Consider the following 20889-nt stretch of genomic DNA (forward strand, 5'->3'; position numbering starts at 1 on the left):
ACGAGAACTCACGACACGCAAGGAGCCACCACCCATGGCAAACTTCACCATCGCCGACATCAAGGCCCTGCGCGAGCAGCTCGGCACGGGCATGGTCGACACCAAGAAGGCGCTCGAGGAGGCCGACGGCGACCTCGAGAAGGCCGTCGAGATCCTCCGCCTCAAGGGCGCGAAGGGCAACGCGAAGCGTGCCGACCGCTCCACCAGCGAAGGCCTCGTCACCGCCGCGCTGAACGACGGCAAGGTCACCATCCTCGAGCTGAACACCGAGACCGACTTCGTCGCCAAGAACGAGCGCTTCATCGCCCTCGCCGACAAGGTGCTCGCCGCGGCCGCCGCCGTCGGCGCCGACTCCGTCGAGGCCGCGCTGGCCGCGGATGCCGACGGCAAGTCCGTCGCCGACCTCATCTCCGACGAGGCCGCGATCATCGGCGAGAAGGTCGAACTGCGCCGCGTGCGCACGCTCTCGGGCGACAAGTTCGAGATCTACCTGCACAAGACGAGCAAGGACCTCCCCCCGCAGGTCGGCGTGGTGCTCGCCTACAGCGGTGACGACGCGGAGACCGCGCGCTCCATCGCGCAGCACATCTCGTTCGCCAACCCGACCTACCTCACGCGCGACGACGTCCCCGCCGACGAGGTCGAGAAGGAGCGCGAGATCGTCACGGAGATCTCCCGCAACGAGGGCAAGCCGGAGGCGGCCCTTCCGAAGATCGTCGAGGGCCGCGTGAACGCGTTCTTCAAGCAGGTCGCCCTGCTCGACCAGGACTACGCGAAGGACAACAAGCTGTCCGTCGCCAAGGTCGCCGGCGACGCCGGGATCACGATCACCGACTTCGCCCGCTTCAAGGTCGGCGCGTAAGTCGTTCGAAGGGGTCCGCATTCATCGAATGCGGACCCCTTTTCCATGCCCTGCCTTCGATAGTCTGCAACTCGACGAGAGGAACCCCCTGTGATCGATGAGAACACCGGACGCCGCCGCGTCCTCCTGAAGCTGTCCGGCGAAGCGTTCGGAGGGGGCCAGCTCGGCGTCAACCCCGACGTGGTCGGTCAGATCGCGCGTGAGATCGCCGCCGCCGTTGATCGTGTCGAGATCTCCATCGTCGTGGGCGGTGGCAACTTCTTCCGCGGAGCCGAGCTCAGCCAGCGGGGGATGGACCGCGGCCGCGCGGACTACATGGGCATGCTGGGAACGGTCATGAACGCCCTGGCGCTGCAGGACTTCCTCGAGCAGGCGGGGGCCGCCACGCGTGTCCAGTCGGCCATCTCCATGACCCAGGTCGCCGAGCCCTACATCCCGCGTCGCGCCGAGCGCCACATGGAGAAGGGCCGCGTCGTCATCTTCGGTGCCGGCGCCGGCCTGCCCTACTTCTCGACCGACACGGTCGCCGCCCAGCGCGCGCTGGAGATCGGCGCCGACGAGGTGCTCGTCGCCAAGAACGGCGTCGACGGCGTCTACACGGCCGACCCCAAGACGAACCCGGATGCCGAGCGCATCGACACGATCACGTACCGCGACGCGCTCCAGCGCGGGCTCAAGGTCGTCGACTCCACGGCGTTCAGTCTCTGCATGGACAACGGCATCGACATGCGCGTGTTCGGCATGGAGCCGGCCGGCAACGTCACGCGCGCACTGCTGGGCGAATCGATCGGCACGCTCGTCACCGTCTGAGTCGGACGACGCCCCGCACTAGACTTTCCCTGACGTACCGAATGAATGGAGTGACCGTGATCGCCGAGATCCTGGCCGACACGTCCGCCCGCATGGACCGCGCCGTCGAGGCCGCGAAGGACGACTTCGCGACCGTGCGCACGGGCCGCGCGAACCCCCAGCTCTTCCAGAAGATCCTGGTCGACTACTACGGCTCCCCGACGCCGCTCGCGCAGCTCGCGTCGCTGAACACGCCCGAGGCCCGCACGCTCGTCGTGACGCCGTACGACAAGTCGGCGCTGAAGGCCATCGAGCAGGCGATCCGCGACATGCCGAACCTCGGCGCCAACCCGTCGAACGACGGCAACATCGTGCGCGTCTCGATGCCCGAGCTCACCGCCGAGCGCCGCAAGGAGTACGTCAAGCTCGTGCGCACCAAGGGCGAGGACGCGAAGGTGCACCTGCGCGGCATCCGTCGGAAGGCGAAGGACGAGCTGGATGCGCTCAAGAGCGAGGTCGGCGAAGACGATCTCGTGCGCGCTGAGAAGGAACTCGACGCCGTCACGCGCAGCCATGTCGACGACATCGACGAGGCCCTCAAGCGCAAAGAGGCCGAGCTTCTCGAGGTCTGAGGACGTGCCGACCACCGACTCCCCGGGGGATGCCGGGCCCGGAGGCGTTCCGGGGCCGGAGGGCGAGCGCGCCCGCCCCGGGACCTCGGCCGGTTTCCAGGCCCACGTGCGTGCGGCACGCAGCGAGTTCGAGCATCAGATCGATCGCGCGCGCGCCGATTTCGAAGAGGTCAACGACCGCATCAACGCGCGGACGGGGCGCAACCTGCTGATGGCGACCCTCATCGGGCTCGCCGTGGGCGCCGTCGTGCTGGGGTCGCTGCTGTTCATCAAGTGGCTGTTCCTGGTCTTCGCGATCCCGGTGTGCCTGCTGGGGGTCTTCGAGTTCAGCCGTGCCCTCCAGACCGCCGGTCGGCGCGTCGACGTCTGGCCGCAGGTCGTGGCCGGTGCCGTGATCATGCTGTCCGCCTTCTTCGCGGGACACCTCACGCATTGGGCGCTCACCTTCGGCGCCGTCGCCGCCGTCATCGTGTGGCGGCTGCTCGCCCAGATGATCGCCAGTGACGGCCGCCGCTACGGAGACGTGCTCGGCGACGTCTTGATCGCCGGCTTCCTGCCCCTCTACGTGCCCTTCCTCGCCAGCCTGGCGCTCGTGCTGCTGCGTCAGGAGCAGGGCGAGTACTGGGTGCTCGGCATGCTCATCGCCGTCGTCGCCGCCGACACCGGCGCGTACGCCTCCGGTCTCGCGTTCGGCGCGCACCCGATGGCGCCGCGGATCAGCCCGAAGAAGACCTGGGAGGGCTTCGCGGGCGGCGCCGTGGCCACGGTGATCGCGGCCGTGCTGTGGGGCATCTTCGCCCTCCACGTGCCGTGGTGGGCCGGAGCGGTGTTCGGCCTCCTGATCCTGGGCTGCGCCACGGTGGGCGACCTCGGCGAGTCGATGATCAAGCGCGACCTCGGCATCAAGGACATGAGCTCCTGGCTGCCGGGTCACGGCGGTGTGCTGGACCGGCTGGATTCGATCCTGCCGTCCGCGGCTGCCGCCCTCGCCCTCTACTTCCTCTTCTTCCCCCTGGTGACCCTATGAGCGACGTTTCCGAGACCCACGCCCCGGCGTTCCCCCACACGACGGGCCGTACGCGCGGCTACCGGCCCGACGCGGTCGACGCATTCCTCGCGCGGGCGCGCACAGCCTTCGAGGACGGAGAGGCGACCGACATCGACTCGACCGTCGTCCGCACGGCCGCCTTCCCGCTCGTGCGACACGGCTATCAGGTGTCGGCCGTGGATGCGGCTTTGAGCCGGATCGAGGATGCCTTCGCCGCCCGCGAGCGCGAGCAGGCGCTGTCGCGACGGGGTGCCCGCGCCTGGGTCGGGCAGTCGCGCCAGCTCGCCCAGGAGGTGCTGGACCGCCTCACCCGTCCGCGGGGCCACCGGTTCCGCCGGGTCGGCGCCCTTCGCTTCGGCTACCGCGTCGACGAGGTCGACCTCGTCGCCGACAAGATCGCGCGGTTCCTCGAGAGCGGCGAGCCCGTCACGGTGGATCAGGTGCGGTCGGTCGCCTTCCGCATGCAGCGTCGCGGCTACAGCGAGGCGCAGGTGGACGCGGTGCTCGATGCGACCGTCGAGGTGATGCTGGCGGTCGTGTGACCGCCGCTCGTGTGGGCGTCGCCGTCGCGAGGCTAGAATCGGAGCACTGTGACTTCTGACGCCGAGCTCACCGCCGCTCCCGCCGCCGCACCGGCGACCCGGGTCGATGGGCGTGCGGCCGCGAGATCCGGAGCGGGGCGACGCCCGGCGAAGGCCGCCCCCGCCAAGTGGACGCGGCGTCGCGGGGCGATGAGCGTGTTCGCGGTCGTCGCGGTGCTCGGCTTCGGCGTGGTGTACATCGCGCCGTTGACGGCCTCGACCCCCGAGGCGCACGCCGCGGAAGTCGCCCCCATCTCTCTCTACGCCTCGACCATCGCCGACGCGCAGGCGTACCTCGCCGCATCCGATCAGACCACCGGGCTCGGCCGCGACGGCGTCGTCTACAGCGTCTACGTCACGCCGAAGCCCACGCCCACGCCGACGGCGACCGGCACCTCGTCGTCGTCTGCCGCGTGGTCGCCGCCCTTCGTGGCCCCGGATCCCGGTACCGCGCAGGCGATCGCCTACTCGATGGTGCAGCAGCGCGGATGGGGCGACGACGAGTTCGCCTGTCTCGTCGCGCTGTGGAACAAGGAGTCGGGCTGGCGCGTCGGCGCCTACAACGCCGGCAGCGGCGCGTACGGCATCCCGCAGGCGCTCCCCGGAAGCAAGATGGCCTCCGCCGGTGCTGACTGGGAGACCAACCCGGCGACGCAGATCGCCTGGGGGCTCGGCTACATCGGCGGCCGCTACAGCACGCCGTGCGGTGCCTGGTCGCACTCGCAGTCCACGGGGTGGTACTGATCCGATGCCGCGCGCGAACCGACGGCAGCCGCAACCCGCCGACGATTCGTTCGATCGGCTCCTGAGCGGATGGAAGCGCTCCGAGCACCGACGCGGCTCGGAGTGGACGGTGCAGCCGGTCAGCGCCGCGCAGGCGCAGAAGAGCTACACCTGTCCGGGGTGCTCGCGTGCGATCACGCCCGGCACCGCGCACCTCGTGGTCTGGCGCGCGGACGGCGTCCTGGGCGACGCGGCGGACCTCGCGGCTCGCAGACATTGGCACACGGCCTGTTGGAGGATTGCCTGACATGGAGATTCGCGGACCCGTCCAGCTTCCCGCGCGGCGCGAGGAGATCGAGCTCACGACGCTCGACGGACTCACGCTGGTGGGGGAGTTGGCGCTGCCCGAGCATCGGGAGCCGGTCGCGACGCTGGTGACGCTGCATCCGCTTCCGACGGCGGGCGGATTCATGGACTCGCACATCCTCCGGAAGGCCGCGGGGCGGCTGCCCGCGCTGGCCGATCTCGCCGTGCTCCGCTTCAACACGCGGGGCACGAGCTCGCCCCGCGGGACCAGTGAGGGCGCCTTCGACGGCGGACGCGCGGAGGCGTTCGACGTCGCGGCGGCGATGGACTTCGTCACCGCTCGAGGCCTCCCGCACCCCTGGTTGGTCGGCTGGTCGTTCGGCACGGAGCTCGCCCTCAAGTACGGCCGCGACCACGCCGTCGACGGCGTGATCCTGCTCTCGCCACCGCTGCACCGTGCCGGAGCCGACGAGATCGCGGCCTGGCGGGGCGATCCCCGTGCGGTGATCGTGCTCGTGCCGGAGTTCGACGACTACCTGCGACCGGACGAGGCGCGCGAGCGGTTCGCGCCGATCGCGCACGCCGAGCTGATCGCCGTCGAGGGCGGCAAGCACCTGTGGGTGGGGGAGAACCAGACCCGCCGTGTGCTCACCGAGATCGTGGCCGCGGTCAATCCCGACGCGCTGCCGCTGCCCACGCAGTGGGACGGCGACTGACGGCATCCGCCGCGCAGCGCGTCCCCGCCGCTCAGCGCTCGTTCTGCCGCGGAATGATCACCTGGCGGTAGATGATCAGCACGCTCGCCGCGACCGGGATGGCGATGAGCGCGCCGAGCAGGCCGAGGAGCGATCCGCCGGCCAGGGCGGCGATCACCACGACGGCGCCGGGCACGGAGACGGCGCGGTTCATGATGCGCGGCGACAGGACGTAGGCCTCCACCTGCATGTAGATCGCGTACCAGATGAGCGCGACGATCGCCGTCAGGGGCGAGCTGAGCCCGGGGATCAAGCAGGTCAGCACGATGATCGCCGAGCCGGTGAGCGTACCGACGAGCGGGATGAGCGAGAAGAAGAAGGCGACCACGGCCAGCACGGCGGGAAACGGTGCGCCGATGATCGACAGGAACACGGCGCTGAGCACACCGTTGATCGCGCCGAGCGTGACCTGCCCCATGACGTAGTGGCCCACGGATGCCGTGATCTGCTCCGACAGGTCGACGAACCGCGCGCGCTTAGAAGCCGGCACGAGCTGGGCGACCGACGCCTTCAGCGACGGCGTGGAGGCCGTGAAGTAGATCGTGAGGATCAGGATGATGATGGCCCCGGTGACTCCGGAGATGATCCCCGCGCCGATGCCGAGGATCACGTTGCCGGCGGAGGTGCCGATCTGACCGAAGTCGAGCGTGTTGAACCAGTCCGACACGTACGCGAACGCCTTGTCGACGTCGAGCGCCGGGAAGTTGCTGTGCAGCCACGCCGACAGGTCGTCGACGGGGTTCCAGGCACCGTCCACGGCGCTCTGGACGAGCTCCTGGATCTGCGTCACCAGCTGCGCGATCTGCCCGACCAGGACGGGGATCACGATCAGGACGATGCCCGTGAACACCGCGAGCACGGCGGCGAAGGTGATCAGCAGCGCGGCCCAGCGGGGCAGCTTCCGCCGCTCCAGCCAGCTGACCAGCGGGTCGAGGCCGAGCGCGAGGAACAGCGCGGTGCCCACGTAGAGCAGGATCGTCGACAGGGTCTGCACGCTGGTGATGAGCAGGATGCCGACGCCGACGCCGAGGGTGGCGACGAGGGCCGTGCGGAACGGATGCTGGAGCTTCATGGTGTTGTCAGAATACGCACCGCGTCGGCGTTCCCGTGTCGACACGGCCGAAGCGCGTTCGACCCTCCCGGGCGACGCACAGCCGGATGTCGCTAGTCTGGAATGTCGATTGCGCGCCGTCATCCCGTCTTCGGTGCGCAGGGAGGTGTCTTTCGTGCGTTTCGTCTGGGCTGTAACGGCCTTCGTGCTGGCTGCCCTCATGATCGGGGCGGGGATCGCTCAGCGGACGGTCCTGCAAGGGCCGCGCACGGAGAGCCAGACCATCTCGGTGTCCGGTGATGCCCCCTACGTGTTGATCGACGGCGGCGTCCTCAACAGCCACACCGGCTCGCAGACCCTGCGCGTGAAGGAATCCGGCACGATCTTCGCCTCCTACGGCCGCACCGCCGATCTCGAGGCCTGGCTGACGCCGTCGTCGTACACCCACGTCACCCTGGACGGCGACGAGCTCGCCACCACCGCCGTCGCCGCGAAGACCCCGCCCGCGGAGGGGAGCGCCGCGATCACTCCCGTCGGCTCGGACCTCTGGCTCGACGAGTTCCAGCAGGACGATCTGCTGGTCACCCCCCTTCAGCTGCCGGCGGACATGAGCCTGCTCGTGGCGACCGACGGCATCAAGCCGGCACCGTCGAGCATGACCGTCACGTGGCCGACCGGCGCGACGACCCCCTGGGCCGGTCCGCTCATCGTCGGCGGCAGCATCCTGCTCCTCATCGGTCTCGTGCTGTACGTCCTGGGCGTCCGCCATGCCCGCCGGTCGCGGGGGCCCCGTCGCAAGGGGCTGCCCATGCCCGTCACCGAGCCGATCGATGTCGCGGTGGAGGGCGCCGACAAGGGAGTGATCAGCGCCACGCCGACACGTCGTCAGCTCAGCCGGGGAAAGCGCGTCCTGCTGGCCGCACCCGCCGTGGGCCTGTCCGCCCTCCTGTTCACCGGCTGCACCGCCGATGCGTGGCCTCAGCTGGCCGGCACCCCGACCCCCACGGCATCGGAGAGCGTCGTCGTGCCGCAGGACCAGGGCAGCCCCGCCGTCACGCAGGCCCAGGCCGAGCGCATCCTCACCCGGATCTCCGAGCAGGTGGCGAAGGCGGATGCCGCGAAGGATCCCGCCGCCGCCGCCGAGCGTCTCACCGACTCGGCACTGGCCGCACGCGAGACCGACTACCGCCTGCGCGACGTCGCCGGGCACACGGCACTGGGTGCCCTGCCCGACAAGCCGGTCAAGGTCATCCTGCCGGAGGCCTACGACGGGTGGCCGCGGACGTTCTTCGCCGTCATCGAGACCGGCGACGTCATCCTCAGCGTGACCCAGGAAGACCCGTGGTCGCCCTACAAGGTGACCAACCAGGCCGAGCTGGTGTCGCAGGCGAGCCTCAACCTCGCTCCCGCGTACGTGGGCGCCATCGCGATCGACCCCGACTCGCCGTTCCTCGCGCTCGCTCCGAACAAGGTCGCCGCCGCCTACGCGGACATCCTGACCAACGGCGACAGCAGCCCGTTCGCGGGACAGTTCGACGCCACGAACGACCCGTTCCGCAAGCTCGTCGCCGACAACCGCGCCGCACGGCTGGAGTCGTTCAACCAGACCGGCGCCCAGACGGGCACGCTCAGCTTCGCCGCCTCGGCGGGGCCCGACGAGCCGATCTCCCTCGCGACACTCGACTCGGGGGCGATCGTCGCGGTCACGGTGCACGAGAGCGACACGGTGAAGCCCACGAACACCGACGCCGTCATCAAGCTCGACAACAACCCGATCGTGCAGACGCTCACCGGCGTGAACCAGTCCTCCAGCGGCTTCACGACGACCTTCGTCGATCAGCTGTTCTTCTTCGTGCCGTCGCAGAGCTCGAACAAGCGCATCCAGCTGCTGGGCTATTCCACCTCCATCCTCGACGCGAAAGTGGTCTCATAAGTGAGCGATCCCACCTCGGGCGCCGTGCTGCGCGGTGCCGTCGACCTGTCCTCTCTCCGATCGCGTGCCGCCGCGCCGGCCGGTACGGCTCCCGCCGCGGGTGCGCCGACCGCCACCCCGCTCGTCTTCGACGCGACCGACGCGACCTTCGGCGAGGTCCTCGAGCTCTCGCGATCCGTGCCGGTCGTGGTGGACCTCTGGGCCGAATGGTGCGGCCCCTGCACGCAGCTCAGCCCGATCCTGGAGAAGGTCGTCGTCGAGCTCGGCGGACGCCTCGTGCTCGCCAAGGTCGACGTCGACGCGAACCCCCAGCTCGCCCAGGGGTTCCGCGCGCAGTCCATCCCGATGGTCGTGGCGCTCGTCGCGGGGCAGCCGGTGCCGCTGTTCACCGGCGCCGTCCCCGAACAGCAGGTGCGCGAGGTGTTCGCCCAGCTCCTGCAGCTCGCGGCCCAGAACGGCGTGACCGGCACCGTGCCCGTGGACGGCGCCGGCGCGGATGCCGCCGATGATGCCGAGCCCGCTCTTCCGCCCCTCCATCAGGAGGCCTTCGACGCGATCGAGGCCGGCGACTACGGGCGTGCGGTCTCCGCTTACGAGGCCGCCCTGTCCGAGAACCCCCGCGACGAGCAGGCGCGCGCCGGTCTCGGTCAGGTGCGACTGCTCCAGCGCGTCCAGAGCCTCGATCTCGCCCAGGCCCGCGCCGCCGCGGCGGAGGCGCCCCGCGACATCGAGGCGCAGTTCGCCGTCGCCGACCTCGACATCGCCGGCGGGCACGTCGACGACGCCTTCGGCCGCCTGCTCGACCTCTTCGCCGCGCTGCCGTCGGACGAACGAGCCCCGGTTCGGGAGCGGCTCGTCGAGCTCTTCGCGCTCGTCGGCGACGGCGACGCGCGCGTCATCCGCGCCCGCGGACGGCTGACCTCGCTGCTGTTCTGACCCGGCGCCGGCCCCGCCATACCGCCGCTCTAGGCGGATCGGCCGAGCCAGAGCACGCCCAGCGGCGGCAGCACGAGGGTCGCGCGCCCGTTGCCGTCGGCGTGCACCGTTCCGAGGTTGCCGACGCCGGAGCCGCCGTACGCCTCGGCATCCGAGTTGAGCAGCTCGGTCCACTCGCCGCCCGCAGGAAGATCCAGCGCGTAGTCGTGCAGCGGCACGCCGGAGAAGTTGCATACCACGGCGACGGCGTTGCCCTCGTGGTCGTAGCGCGTGAAGGCGATCACGTTCGGGTTCCAGGTCGGAGCGCCGATGCGCGAGAACGCCGAGCCGTCGCTGTCGCGGGCCCACAGGGGGGGATTCTCCCGGTAGACGCGGTTCAGCGCGCCGACGAAGTCGAGCAGCCGGCGGTGCGGCGGCTGATCGAGCATCCACCAGTCGAGGCCGCGTCCCTCCGACCACTCGGAGAGCTGGCCGAAATCCTGGCCCATGAACAGCAGCTGCTTACCCGGGTGCCCCCACATGTAGGCGAGGAAGGCGCGGGTGTTCGCCAGCTTCTGCCAGTGATCGCCCGGCATCCGGGTGAACAGCGTGCCCTTGCCGTGCACGACCTCGTCGTGGCTGATGGGGAGGATGAAGTGCTCGCTGAACGCGTAGACGAACGAGAACGACAGCTCGCCCTCGTGATGCGCGCGGTACATGGGGTCGCGCTTGATGTACTCCAGGGAGTCGTTCATCCAGCCCATGTTCCACTTGAAGCCGAAACCGAGCCCTCCGGTGCTGGTCGGGGCCGTCACGCCGGGGTAGCTCGTCGACTCCTCCGCGATCATCGCGATGCCCGGGTAGCGCTTGTAGGCCGTCGCGTTCACCTCTTGCAGGAACCGGATGGCCTCCAGGTTCTCCCGGCCGCCGTAGATGTTCGGCTCCCACTGGCCTTCTTCGCGCGAGTAGTCGAGGTAGAGCATGGAGGCCACGGCATCCACGCGGAGACCGTCGACGTGGAACTCCTCCAACCAGTACAGCGCGTTCGCGACGAGGAAGTTGCGCACCTCGTTGCGGCCGTAGTCGAAGATCAGCGTGCCCCAGTCCTTGTGCTCGCCACGCCGCGGGTCCGGGTGCTCGTAGAGGGGGTCGCCGTCGAAGCGGGCGAGGGCGAAGGCGTCCTTGGGGAAGTGTCCCGGCACCCAGTCCATGATCACGCCGAAGCCGGCCTGGTGCAGACGGTCGATCAGGTAGCGGAGGTCGTCGGGGCTTCCGAAGCGGCTGGTCGGCGCGTAGTAGCCGCTCACCTGGTAGCCCCAGGACCCGCCGAACGGGTGCTCCGCCAGCGGCAGGAACTCGACGTGCGTGTAGCCGACCTCCGTGAGGTAGTCGATCAGGGGCTCCGCCGCGTCGCGGTAGCCGAGACCGGGCCGCCACGATCCGAGGTGGAGCTCGTAGGTGGACATCGGCTGCGCGAGGACGTCGCGCTCGGCGCGGGCGCTCATCCATGCGCCGTCGCCCCACGTGTGCGCGCTCTCGGTGACGATCGACCCCGTCGCCGGCGGGACCTCCGCGCGTTGGGCCATCGGGTCGGCCTTCAGGATCCAGCCGCCGTGCCGCGTCAGGATCTCGTACTTGTACACCGTGCCGGCGCCGAGCCCCGGCACGAACAGCTCCCAGACACCGCTCGATCCCAGGCTGCGCAGCGCGTGGCCCTGACCGTCCCACGCGTTGAAGTCTCCGACGACGCGGACCGCGCGCGCGTTGGGCGCCCAGACGGCGAAGGACACGCCGGCGACGCCGTCGTAGTGGCGGACGTGGGCGCCGAGCGCCTGCCAGAGCTGTTCGTGTCGGCCTTCCGCGATGAGGTGGCGATCGACGTCGCCGAGGGTGGGGAGGTGGCGATAGGGGTCGTCGGCGCGGAAGTCCGGCGCACCGTCGTACGCGGCGACGATCTCGTAGGCGCGCGGCTGCTCCGCGGCGGAGCCTTCCCAGATGCCGGAGCGCACATGGTCCAGGGGGATGCGGACGCCCTCGTCGGTGACCGCCGTGACCGACGACGCCATCGGGCGCCGGGCGCGGATCACCCAGGTGCCGTTGGCGCGGCGGTGCGGGCCCAGGACGTCGTGCGGTGCGTGGTAGGAGCCGGTGGCGACGGTGTCGAGCACCTCGTCGGATACGTCGCTCATCGGGACTCCTTTACGTGCAGGATGTGGACGGGTTCGTCGAACGCGTCCAGTCGGACGAAGTTGTCCCGGTTCCACGTCCAGGTGGCGCCCGTGACGAGGTCCTCCACGACGTAGTCGCTGCCGGGCGTCACCCCGAAGACGGAACTGTCGATGTGGACGGTCGTCTGCCGCGTGGAGTGCGGATCGACGTTGGCCACGACGATGATCGTGTCGGCCCGTCCGGTCTCGCTCAGGGCGGCGGGCAGGTGCTTGACGTACACCAGGATGGCGTCGTCGTCGCTCCAGTGGATGCTGAGGTCGCGCAGCTGACGAAGCGACGGGTGCGCCCTGCGGATCTCGTTGAGCCGCGTGAGGTAGGGAGCGAGCGAGACCCCGGCGGATGCCGCGGCATCCCAGTCGCGCAGCTTGTACTCGTACTTCTCGTTGTCGATGTTCTCCTCGGACCCCGGCCGCGCGACGTTCTCGATGAGCTCGTAGCCGGCGTACACCCCGTACGAGGCGCCGGCGGTGGCGGCCAGGGCCGCACGGATCTTGTACGCCGGCCGGCCGCCGTACTGGAGGTACTCGGTGAGGATGTCGGGCGTGTTGACGAACAGGTTGGGACGCATGAAGTCCGCCGTGTCCTGCGAGATCCAGCGGAAGAACTCCTCGAGCTCGGCCTTGGTGTTGCGCCACGTGAAGTAGGAGTAGCTCTGCTGGAAACCCGCCTGCGCGAGGGCCTGCAGCGGGGCCGGCCGGGTGAACGCCTCGGCGAGGAAGACGACGTCGGGGTGCTCCGCGTTGACCGTCGCGATGAGCCATTCCCAGAACTGCAACGGCTTGGTGTGGGGGTTGTCGACGCGGAAGATCTTCACGCCCTGCGCGATCCAGTGCCGGACGATGCGCAGCACCTCGGCGCGGATGCCCTCGGGGTCGTTGTCGAAGTTGATCGGGTAGATGTCCTGATACTTCTTCGGCGGGTTCTCGGCGTACGCGATCGAGCCGTCGGGCAGGGTCGTGAACCACTCGGGGTGAGCGGCCACCCACGGGTGGTCGGGAGCGGCCTGCAGCGCGAGGTCGAGGGCGATCTCCAGGCCCTCCGCGCGCGCGGCACGGACGAAGGCGCGGAAATCGGCGAGGGTGCCGAGATCGGGGTGCACGGTGTCGTGCCCGCCCGCCGCGGATCCGATCGCCCAGGGCGAGCCGGGGTCTCCCGGGCCGGCCGTGAGCGTGTTGTTGGGGCCCTTGCGGTTCCTCTCGCCGATCGGGTGGATCGGGGGGAGGTAGAGCACGTCGAAGCCCATCGCGGAGACCGCGGGGAGCCGCTTGGCGGCCGTGCGGAAGGTGCCGCTGCGGATCGTGCCGTCCTTGAGCCGCTTGGCGCCCTCCGAGCGCGGGAAGAACTCGTACCAGGCGCCCACACCGGCGCGCTCCCGCTCCACGAGGAGCTCCTGCTCGGCCCCCACCGTGAGGAGGGACTGCACGGGTCGTGCGCGGAAGAAGGACGCGAGCGCCGGATCGCGCACCACGACGAGAGCCGACTCGTCCGTGACGTCCCCGTCGCGCAGCGCCGCGGCCGCCGCCGTCAGCGCGCGCCGCTCCGCCGCCGGACGGTCCTTCTCCGCGGCGGCGGAGGTGAGCAGACGCGCGCCCGCCTCGCGCATGAGCGGGGCATCGACACCCGCCGCGATCTTCAGGGCGGCGGCGTGCTCCCACGTCGCGAAGTCGTCCGCGAACGCTTCGAACCGGAACCGCCACACCCCCTCCTCGACGGGCGCCAGCTGCACGCTCCAGCGGTCGAAGCCGTCGCCCACGGGCTCCAGCCGGTGCAGCGACTCGTCGCCCGCGGGGGAGAAGAGCCGCACGTGGACGCCGATGAGATCGTGCCCCTCGCGGAAGGCGGTGACCACGAACGGCACCGCCTCGCCCGCGAAGGCGGACGGCCGGAAGAGACCGTCGGGGACGGAGGGGTGGGCGCCGGCCATCGGGATGCGTCCGGTGCGCGTGTCGGCGACGGCGCGCCACGGCACGGCCGGGCGGACCGGCAGGGGCGCCGCGCTGCGCAGGGGCGCCGTGCGCGGGGGCGGCGTCGTCGCGCGGGGGAGGTCGGAAGGAACGGAGCGCGTCGTCGATGCCACGTCTCGAACCTACCGCCGAAGCGCAGCGGCGGACACCATCTGCCCGCGGGTCCGGCTCATCGTGCGCGGAACAGGTGCAGTGCCGTGCCGGGCAGCGTCACGACGTCGCCCGGCGCGAACACCGGCTCCGTGGTGTCGGGACGGTCGGGCACGCTCGACCACAGCGACACGTACCCCGTGATCCCGTCGATGCGGGGCAGGGTGACGTCGATGGCGCGTTCGGTGCCGTGCACGACGAGCAGGATGCGGTTGGGTGCCTCCTCCTCCGGCGTGGAGGCGGCGTCGTACTGCAGGGTGCGGTGCGCCGGGTCGGTCCACCGCTCGATCGACATGGTCTCGCCGTTCTCGTCGTACCAGTCGATGACCGACGCGCTGGGCACCACGTGCGCGTCGCGCGCGAAGCGGCGCGGACGCAGGGCCGGGTTCTCCCGTCGCAGGTGCACCAGTCGTCGTACATGGGCGAGGAGATCCTCCTGCCACGCGGCGTGCTCCCAGTTCAGCCAGGTCAGGGGCGAGTCGTGGCAGTAGGCGTTGTTGTTGCCGCGCTGGGAGCGCCCGAACTCGTCGCCGGCGGTGATCATGGGCACGCCGGCCGACAGCAGGAGCGTCCCGATCAGGTTGCGCATCGCCTTCCGGCGCGTCGCGAGGATGGCCTCGTCGTCGGTCGGTCCCTCCGCACCGTGGTTGAAGGACCGGTTGGTGTCGGCGCCGTCGCGGTTCTGCTCGCCGTTGCCGAGATTGTGCTTGACGTCGTACGAGACGAGATCGCGGAGGGTGAATCCGTCGTGGGCGGTCACGAAGTTCACGCTCGCCAGCGGCCCGCGCTCCGCGCTGAAGGTGTTGGACGATCCCGCCAGCCGCGTCGCGAACCCTCCCACGCCGACCGGCGAGATCGCGGCCCGGCGCGCGTAGTCGACGTCGCTGAGCCAGAAGTTGCGCACCCGGTCGCGGTAGCGGTCGTTCCACTCCGACCAGCCGGCGCCGAAGTTGCCGGTCTGCCAGCCGCCCATGCCCACGTCCCAGGGCTCGGCGATCATCTTCAGGCCCGCCAGGGCGGGGTCTTCCACGATCGCGCGCAGCAGCGGATGCCGAGGATCGAACGTGTTCTGTGCGTCGCGCCCCAGCGTGACCGCGAGGTCGAAGCGGAACCCGTCGATCTGCACTTCTTGCGCCCAGTACCGCAACGAGTCCAGGACGAGGCGGGCGGCGGCATCCGTCGCGGTGTTCACCGCGTTGCCGCAGCCGGTGACGTCGATGTAGGCGCCGTCCTCCTGCTGGCGGTAGTAGCCGCGGTTGTCGATGCCGCGCAGACTCGAGCGCGGTCCGCCGAGCCCCAGTTCGGAGGTGTGGTTGTAGACGACGTCGAGGATCACCTCGATGCCCGCGGCGTGCAGATCGCGCACCATCGTCTTCACCTCGCGGAGCACGGCGTCCGGGCCGGCGGCGATCGCCTCCGCCGTCGCGTACGCGGCGTGGGGGGTGAAGAAGTTGAGCGTGTTGTAGCCCCAGTAGTTCGTCAGCCCCTGGTTGAGCAGGCGCGGCTCGGTCTCGAAGGCGTGGATCGGCAGCAGCTCGACGGCGGTCACGCCGAGCGCGGTCAGGTGGGCGATCATTGCGGGGTGACCGAGACCGGCGTACGTGCCGTGCAGCGCCGGCGGGATGTCCGGATGCCGCTTGGTGAGGCCCTTCACGTGGGCCTCGTAGATCACGGTCCGATCCAGCGGGACCGCGGGTCGCCCGACGCCCTGCCAGTCGAAGTCCCGGTCGACGACGGCCGAACGCCACTGGCCGATGCGGACCGGGACGAGCCCCCGCGCGTACGGATCGATCAGCAGGCTCTCCGGGTTGAACGTCTGGCCGGGGCCGGCGGGCCCGCTCACGCGCAACGCGTAACAGGCCCCGACGCGCAGTTCCGGTGTCGTGACCTCCCACACGTCGCCGGCCGTCGGCGCGAGCGGAAGGCTCGCGGTGATCCAGTCGAGGTCCTCGCCGTCGAACAGGACGAGCTCGATCGCGGTCGCGTCCTCCGCCCAGACGCGGAGGGTTCCGCCGTCCGGGCCGAGCGTCACCCCCAGGCGGTCGTACGGCGCACCGAGGAAGGCGGCGGGGGGTGCGGTCTCGGACGGCTTCGGGCTGGCCATGCGCTCTAGAGTAGTGACGCGGTGAGACCGCGTCGTCACGAGTGCGGGAGCGTCATGTCGATCTACTTCGACCATGCGGCGTCGGCGCCGCTGCGCGATTCGGCGCGCGACGCGTGGATCTCGGCATCCGCTCTCGTCGGCAATGCCTCGTCGGTTCACGGTGCCGGTCAGGCGGCCCGTCGGCTGCTGGAGGGGTCACGCGAGAGGATCGCGGCGGTGCTCGACTGCGACCCGATCGAGGTCGTGCTGACCTCGGGCGGCACCGAATCGGTGAACCTCGCGCTCAAGGGACTCTGGTGGGCGCGGCCGGCCGATACGGGGGCGATCGTCCTGCCCGACGGCGAGCACCACGCGACGCTGGACGCGGTCGGCTGGCTGCGATCGCAGGGGGCCGCGGTGCGCCCCGTCGGCCTCGACGACGTCGGCCGCATCCGGCAGGAGGACTTCCGCGACGCCCTGACGGCGCCCGAGCCCGCCGCCGTCGCCACCGCGCTCGTCGCGAACAACGAGGTCGGCACCGTCCAGGATGCCGCCGCCCTCGCCGGTGCCGCCGCCGCCGCGGGCGTCGCCCTGCACCTCGACGCGGTCGGCGCCCTGGGCCACGTACCGGTGTCGTTCTCGGCGTGGCGGGCCGACGCGTCCGGTGCCGGCGGCCTGGTCGCCCTCAGCATCTCTGGACACAAGGTGGGCGCGCCCGTCGGCACGGGAGCCTTGGTCGTCTCCCGCCACGCCCGGCTCTCGCCGCTCGTGCACGGCGGCGGCCAGCAGCGCGGTCTGCGCTCCGGCACGCCGGACGTCGCCGGAGCATCCGCGCTGGCGGTCGCGCTGGAGGAGGCGGAGTCGGAACGCGTCGAGGAGACCGCCCGGCTGCGCCGGCTCGGCGACCGTCTGGTCGCCGGCATCCGCGCGGCCGTGCCGGAGGCGGAGCTCCTGGGCGACGCCAACCACCGCATCGCGGGGAACGTGCACGTGCACCTGCCGGGCGCGGCGGGGGAGTCGATGCTGTTCCTGCTCGATCAGGCCGGCATCTCGGTCTCGACCGGCTCGGCCTGCCAGGCCGGCGTCGCAGAGCCGTCGCACGTCGTGCTCGCCCTCGGTCGCGACGAGCGGGTCGCGCGTTCCGTGCTGCGGCTCACCCTGGGGCGCACGTCCACGGAGGCGGACGTCGATGCCCTCCTCTCCGCCCTCCCCGGGGCCTATGCCCGGGCGACGGGAGCGGGACGCCTGCGCAGCGCCGGTGCCGCCGTCCCGGGGCGCTCGTAGACTGGAACGATGCGGATCCTTGCGGCGATGAGCGGCGGCGTCGACTCCGCCGTCGCGGCGGCGCGCGCGGTCGATGCGGGACACGACGTCGTCGGCGTGCACCTGGCCCTGTCGCGCGCCGGCGGCACCCTGCGCACGGGCAGCCGCGGGTGCTGCACGATCGAGGACGCGATGGATGCCCGCCGCGCGGCCGACCTCCTCGGCATCCCGTTCTACGTCTGGGACTTCTCCGAACGCTTCCGCGACGACGTGATCGACGACTTCGTCGCCGAGTACCGCGCGGGCCGCACCCCGAACCCCTGCATGCGCTGCAACGAGAAGATCAAGTTCGCGGCGCTGCTCGAGCGGGCGCTGGAACTCGGGTTCGACGCCGTCTGCACCGGACACTACGCCACGCTCGTCGACGGGCCCGGCGGACGCGAGTTGCACCGCGCGAGCGACGAGGCGAAGGACCAGTCCTACGTCCTCGGCGTGCTGACGGCCGAGCAGCTGGCGCACACCTACTTCCCGCTTGGGTCGACGCCGTCGAAGGCGGTCGTGCGGGCGGAGGCGGCGGCACGCGGACTGACGGTCGCGCAGAAGCCCGACAGCCACGACATCTGCTTCATCCCCGACGGCGACACCCGCGGGTGGCTCGCCGAGCGGGTGGGGACCGCTCAGGGCGACATCGTCGATCGCACCGGCGCCGTCGTCGGCAGCCACGAGGGCGCCCACGCCTACACCGTCGGCCAGCGGCGCGGTCTGCAGCTGGGCACGCCCGCCGCGGACGGCAAGCCGCGGTTCGTGCTGGAGGTCCGTCCGGTCAGCAACACCGTCGTCGTCGGCCCGAAGGAGGCGCTGGCGACTGCGGAGATCTCGGGCGGGCGCGTCACCTGGACGGGACGCGCGCCGGCATCCACGACGTTCGCGTGCCACGTGCAGATCCGCGCCCACGCCGAGCCGGTGGCCGCCCGCGCCGTGATCGAGGGCGGGATGCTGGCGGTGACGCCCGAGGTGCCGTTCGACGGCGTCGCGCCCGGCCAGACCGCGGTGCTCTACGACGGCACCCGCGTGATCGGGCAGTTCACGATCGACCGCACCGTCTCCGCCGTCCCCGTCTAGCGCTCTCTCGCGGCATCCCGTCGCGATTCGGTCGCTTCGCGCGCCAGATCATGCGCCGGGGCGGGTTTCGGGCGCTCGAGGCGTCCGAAAGTCGCCTCGAGCGCCGGCGCCCTCGCGGTCCGGGGGATGTCGGAGGTGCCGCCTACACTGGCGGGGTGACGGACCACGCAGCACCCCTTCCGACGAGTCTCGATGATGCGCATCGCGAGGCGCAGCGCCTCACCGACCTGATCGTCGGAGCGCGGGATGCCTACTACGGCCGCGACGCGGAGATCGTCGACGACGCGACGTACGACGGGTGGATGCAGCGACTGGAGGCCGTCGAGCGCGCGTTCCCCGAGGTGCAGGGTCAGGACTCGCCGACGCTGTCGGTCGGGGCGGCGGAGAGCACCATGTTCGCGCCCGTGGAGCATGCCGAGCGGATGCTGAGCCTCGACAACGTCTTCAGCACCGAGGAGCTGCGCGAGTGGTGCGCCAAGACGCAGGCCGCGGCCGGGCGCCCCGTGCGCTGGCTGCTGGAGCTGAAGATCGACGGTCTCGCCATCAATCTGCGGTACGAGCACGGCGTGCTCGTGTCGGCGGCGACCCGCGGCGACGGTCGGGTCGGCGAAGACGTCACCGTCAATGCGCTCCAGGTCGCGGGCATCCCGGCTCGTTTGGAGGGGACGGGCCACCCGCCCCTCGTCGAGGTCCGCGGCGAGGTGTACATCCCCGTCGCGGCGTTCGACGAGCTCAACGCCCTGCAGGCGCGTCTGCGTGAGCGGGTCATCGAGGAGGGCCGCGAGCGCGGCGGCGACGAGGAGAAGCTCACCCGCAGCGCAGCCCGTCGCTTCCCGGCCTTCGCGAACCCCCGCAACGCGGCCAGCGGCGGACTGCGTCAGCAGCTCGACAAGAAGAACGGCATGGAGCGGGAGGCTGGGCATGCGCGACTGAGCTCGCTCCGGCTCTTCGTCCACGGCATCGGCGCCTGGCCCGCCCCGCCGGTCGCATCCCAGAGCGAGGTCTATGCGCTGCTGTCGGCCTGGGGGCTGCCGACCAGCCCGTACTTCCGGACCGCCGACGACATCGACGGCGTCGTGGACTTCGTCGCGCACTACGGCGAGCATCGCCACGACGTCGAGCACGAGATCGACGGCGTCGTCGTCAAGGTCGACGAACTGGCGCTGCACGACGAGCTCGGAGCGACCAGCCGGGCCCCGCGCTGGGCCATCGCCTACAAGTACCCTCCCGAGCAGGTCAACACGAAGCTCCTCGACATCGTGGTGTCGGTGGGCCGCACCGGTCGCGCGACACCGTTCGCCGTCATGGCGCCCGCGCGCGTCGCCGGCTCCGTCGTCCGTCAGGCCACCCTGCACAACCAGGAGGTCGTCGTCGCGAAAGGCGTCCTGATCGGCGACACCGTCGTCCTGCGCAAAGCCGGCGACGTCATCCCGGAGGTGCTCGGCCCCGTCGTCGAGCTCCGCGATGGCAGTGAGCGCGCCTTCGTTATGCCGACGCAGTGCCCCGAGTGCGGAGCGACGCTGGCCCCGGCGAAAGAGGGCGACATCGACCTGCGCTGCCCGAACACCCGCACCTGTCCCGCGCAGGTGCGCGGGCGCGTGGAGCACATCGGCTCGCGCGGCGCGCTGGACATCGAGGCGCTCGGCGAGGTGACCGCGGCCGCGCTCACGCAGCCGTCGGTGCCGGCCGATCCGCCCCTCGCCACCGAGGCCGGCCTGTTCGAGCTGACCCTCGCGCAGCTCGTGCCGATCGAGGTCGTGGTGCGCGACAGCGAGACCGGCGAGCCGAAGCTCGACGACGAGACGGGCGCGCCCGTGACGCGGTCCCCGTTCCGACGCCAGCCGTCCGCGGCGGAGAAGAAGCAGGGCCTCACCGGACCGCAGCCCTCCGCCCAGGCGCTGACGTTGCTGGAAGAGCTGGAGAAGGCCAAGACGAAGGACCTGTGGCGCTTCCTGGTGGCCCTCAGCATCCGCCATGTCGGCCCCGTCGCGGCGCGCGCGCTGGCGCAGTGGTTCGGGTCGCTCTCGGCCATCCGCGCGGCGTCGCGCGATGACCTCGCGGCGGTCGACGGCGTCGGCGGCATCATCGCGGACTCGCTCATCGAATGGTTCGCGGTCAACTGGCACCGCGAGATCGTCGACCGCTGGCAGGCCGCCGGAGCGCGGCTCGAGATCCCCGGGCACCCCGGCCCGGGTGCGGCGGCCGCCGCAGGCGGCGTGCTCGACGGTCTCACCGTCGTCGCCACCGGCTCCCTCGAGGGCTACACGCGCGAGGGCGCTCAGGAGGCGATCATCGCGGCGGGCGGCAAGGCCGCGTCATCCGTGTCGAAGAAAACGGACTTCGTCGCGGCGGGCCCCGGCGCCGGCTCCAAGCTCGGCAAGGCCGAGGAGCTCGGCGTGCGGATCATCGACGCCGCGCAGTTCCGCATCCTCGTCGAACAGGGCCCGGCCGCGCTGGACGCCCTCGACCCGGATGCCGGGTGA

The 20889-nt window shown here is 71.1% G+C and carries 17 protein-coding genes; 13 read left to right on the forward strand and 4 right to left on the reverse strand.

What is annotated here, in order from left to right; genetic code table 11:
- The first annotated feature begins 34 nt into the window (after nt 1–34).
- The 8 genes from tsf (at nt 35) to L0965_RS12115 (ending at nt 5657) form a co-directional block, all read left to right on the forward strand.
- Entirely contained in the window at nt 35–862 is an 828-nt protein-coding gene (tsf, locus tag L0965_RS12080) for a translation elongation factor Ts (protein ID WP_101306245.1), read from the forward strand.
- A 90-nt stretch (nt 863–952) separates the two neighbouring features.
- Complete coding sequence (gene pyrH / locus L0965_RS12085; RefSeq protein ID WP_060958494.1) at nt 953–1672, forward strand: UMP kinase; 720 nt, start codon at nt 953–955, stop codon at nt 1670–1672.
- A gap of 56 nt (nt 1673–1728) precedes the next feature.
- Nucleotides 1729–2283: a ribosome recycling factor gene (gene frr, locus L0965_RS12090; protein WP_060958581.1), complete on the forward strand. Its 555-nt coding sequence runs from the start codon at nt 1729–1731 to the stop codon at nt 2281–2283.
- A gap of 4 nt (nt 2284–2287) precedes the next feature.
- Nucleotides 2288–3310, forward strand: a complete 1023-nt coding sequence (locus L0965_RS12095) for a phosphatidate cytidylyltransferase (protein WP_101306246.1) — start codon at nt 2288–2290, stop codon at nt 3308–3310.
- Entirely contained in the window at nt 3307–3873 is a 567-nt protein-coding gene (locus tag L0965_RS12100; protein ID WP_060958496.1) for a DivIVA domain-containing protein, read from the forward strand. Before L0965_RS12095 ends, L0965_RS12100 begins: the two co-directional genes overlap by 4 nt.
- 48 nt (nt 3874–3921) lie before the next feature.
- Nucleotides 3922–4656 (forward strand): lytic transglycosylase domain-containing protein, encoded by a 735-nt coding sequence (locus tag L0965_RS12105; RefSeq protein WP_232783897.1) that lies wholly within the window; start codon nt 3922–3924, stop codon nt 4654–4656.
- Between the two features lie 4 nt (nt 4657–4660).
- Nucleotides 4661–4942, forward strand: coding sequence for a hypothetical protein (locus L0965_RS12110; RefSeq protein ID WP_060958498.1), 282 nt, complete (start codon nt 4661–4663; stop codon nt 4940–4942).
- A gap of 1 nt (nt 4943) precedes the next feature.
- On the forward strand, nt 4944–5657 hold the full coding sequence (locus L0965_RS12115; protein ID WP_101306247.1) for an alpha/beta hydrolase: 714 nt from the start codon (nt 4944–4946) through the stop codon (nt 5655–5657).
- Between the two features lie 31 nt (nt 5658–5688).
- Here L0965_RS12115 and L0965_RS12120 read toward each other — a convergent pair whose 3' ends face one another.
- Complete coding sequence (locus tag L0965_RS12120; protein ID WP_198553614.1) at nt 5689–6768, reverse strand: AI-2E family transporter; 1080 nt, start codon at nt 6766–6768, stop codon at nt 5689–5691.
- A gap of 154 nt (nt 6769–6922) precedes the next feature.
- On the opposite strand from L0965_RS12120, the gene L0965_RS12125 reads away from it, so the two are divergent.
- Together L0965_RS12125 and L0965_RS12130 are read left to right on the forward strand one after the other, a co-directional pair.
- On the forward strand, nt 6923–8680 hold the full coding sequence (locus L0965_RS12125; RefSeq protein ID WP_101307223.1) for a glycosyl transferase: 1758 nt from the start codon (nt 6923–6925) through the stop codon (nt 8678–8680).
- Nucleotides 8681–9616 carry a tetratricopeptide repeat protein gene (locus L0965_RS12130; RefSeq protein WP_061781796.1) on the forward strand — a complete coding sequence of 312 codons (936 nt, stop codon included), beginning with the start codon at nt 8681–8683 and terminating at the stop codon, nt 9614–9616.
- Between the two features lie 29 nt (nt 9617–9645).
- On the opposite strand, the gene glgB is transcribed toward L0965_RS12130, so the two are convergent.
- The 3 genes from glgB to glgX all read right to left on the reverse strand — a co-directional run bounded on the left by glgB (nt 9646) and on the right by glgX (nt 16042).
- A complete protein-coding gene (glgB, locus tag L0965_RS12135; protein ID WP_101306249.1) occupies nt 9646–11784 on the reverse strand; it encodes a 1,4-alpha-glucan branching protein GlgB in 2139 nt (712 codons plus the stop codon).
- Nucleotides 11781–13748: an alpha-1,4-glucan--maltose-1-phosphate maltosyltransferase gene (locus tag L0965_RS12140; RefSeq protein WP_101307224.1), complete on the reverse strand. Its 1968-nt coding sequence runs from the start codon at nt 13746–13748 to the stop codon at nt 11781–11783. The genes glgB and L0965_RS12140 overlap by 4 nt, the downstream gene beginning before the upstream one ends.
- A 209-nt stretch (nt 13749–13957) precedes the next feature.
- Nucleotides 13958–16042 (reverse strand): glycogen debranching protein GlgX, encoded by a 2085-nt coding sequence (gene glgX, locus L0965_RS12145; protein ID WP_101306250.1) that lies wholly within the window; start codon nt 16040–16042, stop codon nt 13958–13960.
- A 54-nt stretch (nt 16043–16096) separates the two neighbouring features.
- Here glgX and L0965_RS12150 point away from each other — a divergent pair, with 54 nt between their 5' ends.
- The 3 genes from L0965_RS12150 to ligA all read left to right on the forward strand — a co-directional run bounded on the left by L0965_RS12150 (nt 16097) and on the right by ligA (nt 20889).
- On the forward strand, nt 16097–17305 hold the full coding sequence (locus L0965_RS12150; protein WP_101306251.1) for a cysteine desulfurase family protein: 1209 nt from the start codon (nt 16097–16099) through the stop codon (nt 17303–17305).
- Nucleotides 17306–17314: 9 nt separating this feature from the next.
- On the forward strand, nt 17315–18406 hold the full coding sequence (gene mnmA / locus L0965_RS12155; protein WP_101306252.1) for a tRNA 2-thiouridine(34) synthase MnmA: 1092 nt from the start codon (nt 17315–17317) through the stop codon (nt 18404–18406).
- 155 nt (nt 18407–18561) lie between these two features.
- Nucleotides 18562–20889, forward strand: coding sequence for an NAD-dependent DNA ligase LigA (ligA, locus tag L0965_RS12160; RefSeq protein ID WP_101306253.1), 2328 nt, complete (start codon nt 18562–18564; stop codon nt 20887–20889).

It is taken from the genome of Microbacterium sp. NFH-22A-Y (assembly GCF_021401375.1).
In the GTDB taxonomy this organism is placed as follows: domain Bacteria; phylum Actinomycetota; class Actinomycetes; order Actinomycetales; family Microbacteriaceae; genus Microbacterium; species Microbacterium hominis.

Excerpts from the sequence above, each read along its gene's own strand:
- tsf (WP_101306245.1), top strand. The coding sequence starts at position 35 with ATGGCAAACTTCACCATCGCCGACATCAAGGCCCTGCGCGAGCAGCTC.
- L0965_RS12100 (WP_060958496.1), top strand. The coding sequence starts at position 3,307 with ATGAGCGACGTTTCCGAGACCCACGCCCCGGCGTTCCCCCACACGACG.
- L0965_RS12110 (WP_060958498.1), top strand. The coding sequence starts at position 4,661 with ATGCCGCGCGCGAACCGACGGCAGCCGCAACCCGCCGACGATTCGTTC.
- L0965_RS12115 (WP_101306247.1), top strand. The coding sequence starts at position 4,944 with ATGGAGATTCGCGGACCCGTCCAGCTTCCCGCGCGGCGCGAGGAGATC.
- L0965_RS12120 (WP_198553614.1), bottom strand. The coding sequence starts at position 6,768 with ATGAAGCTCCAGCATCCGTTCCGCACGGCCCTCGTCGCCACCCTCGGC.
- glgB (WP_101306249.1), bottom strand. The coding sequence starts at position 11,784 with ATGAGCGACGTATCCGACGAGGTGCTCGACACCGTCGCCACCGGCTCC.
- L0965_RS12140 (WP_101307224.1), bottom strand. The coding sequence starts at position 13,748 with ATGGCCGGCGCCCACCCCTCCGTCCCCGACGGTCTCTTCCGGCCGTCC.
- glgX (WP_101306250.1), bottom strand. The coding sequence starts at position 16,042 with ATGGCCAGCCCGAAGCCGTCCGAGACCGCACCCCCCGCCGCCTTCCTC.
- L0965_RS12150 (WP_101306251.1), top strand. The coding sequence starts at position 16,097 with ATGTCGATCTACTTCGACCATGCGGCGTCGGCGCCGCTGCGCGATTCG.
- mnmA (WP_101306252.1), top strand. The coding sequence starts at position 17,315 with ATGCGGATCCTTGCGGCGATGAGCGGCGGCGTCGACTCCGCCGTCGCG.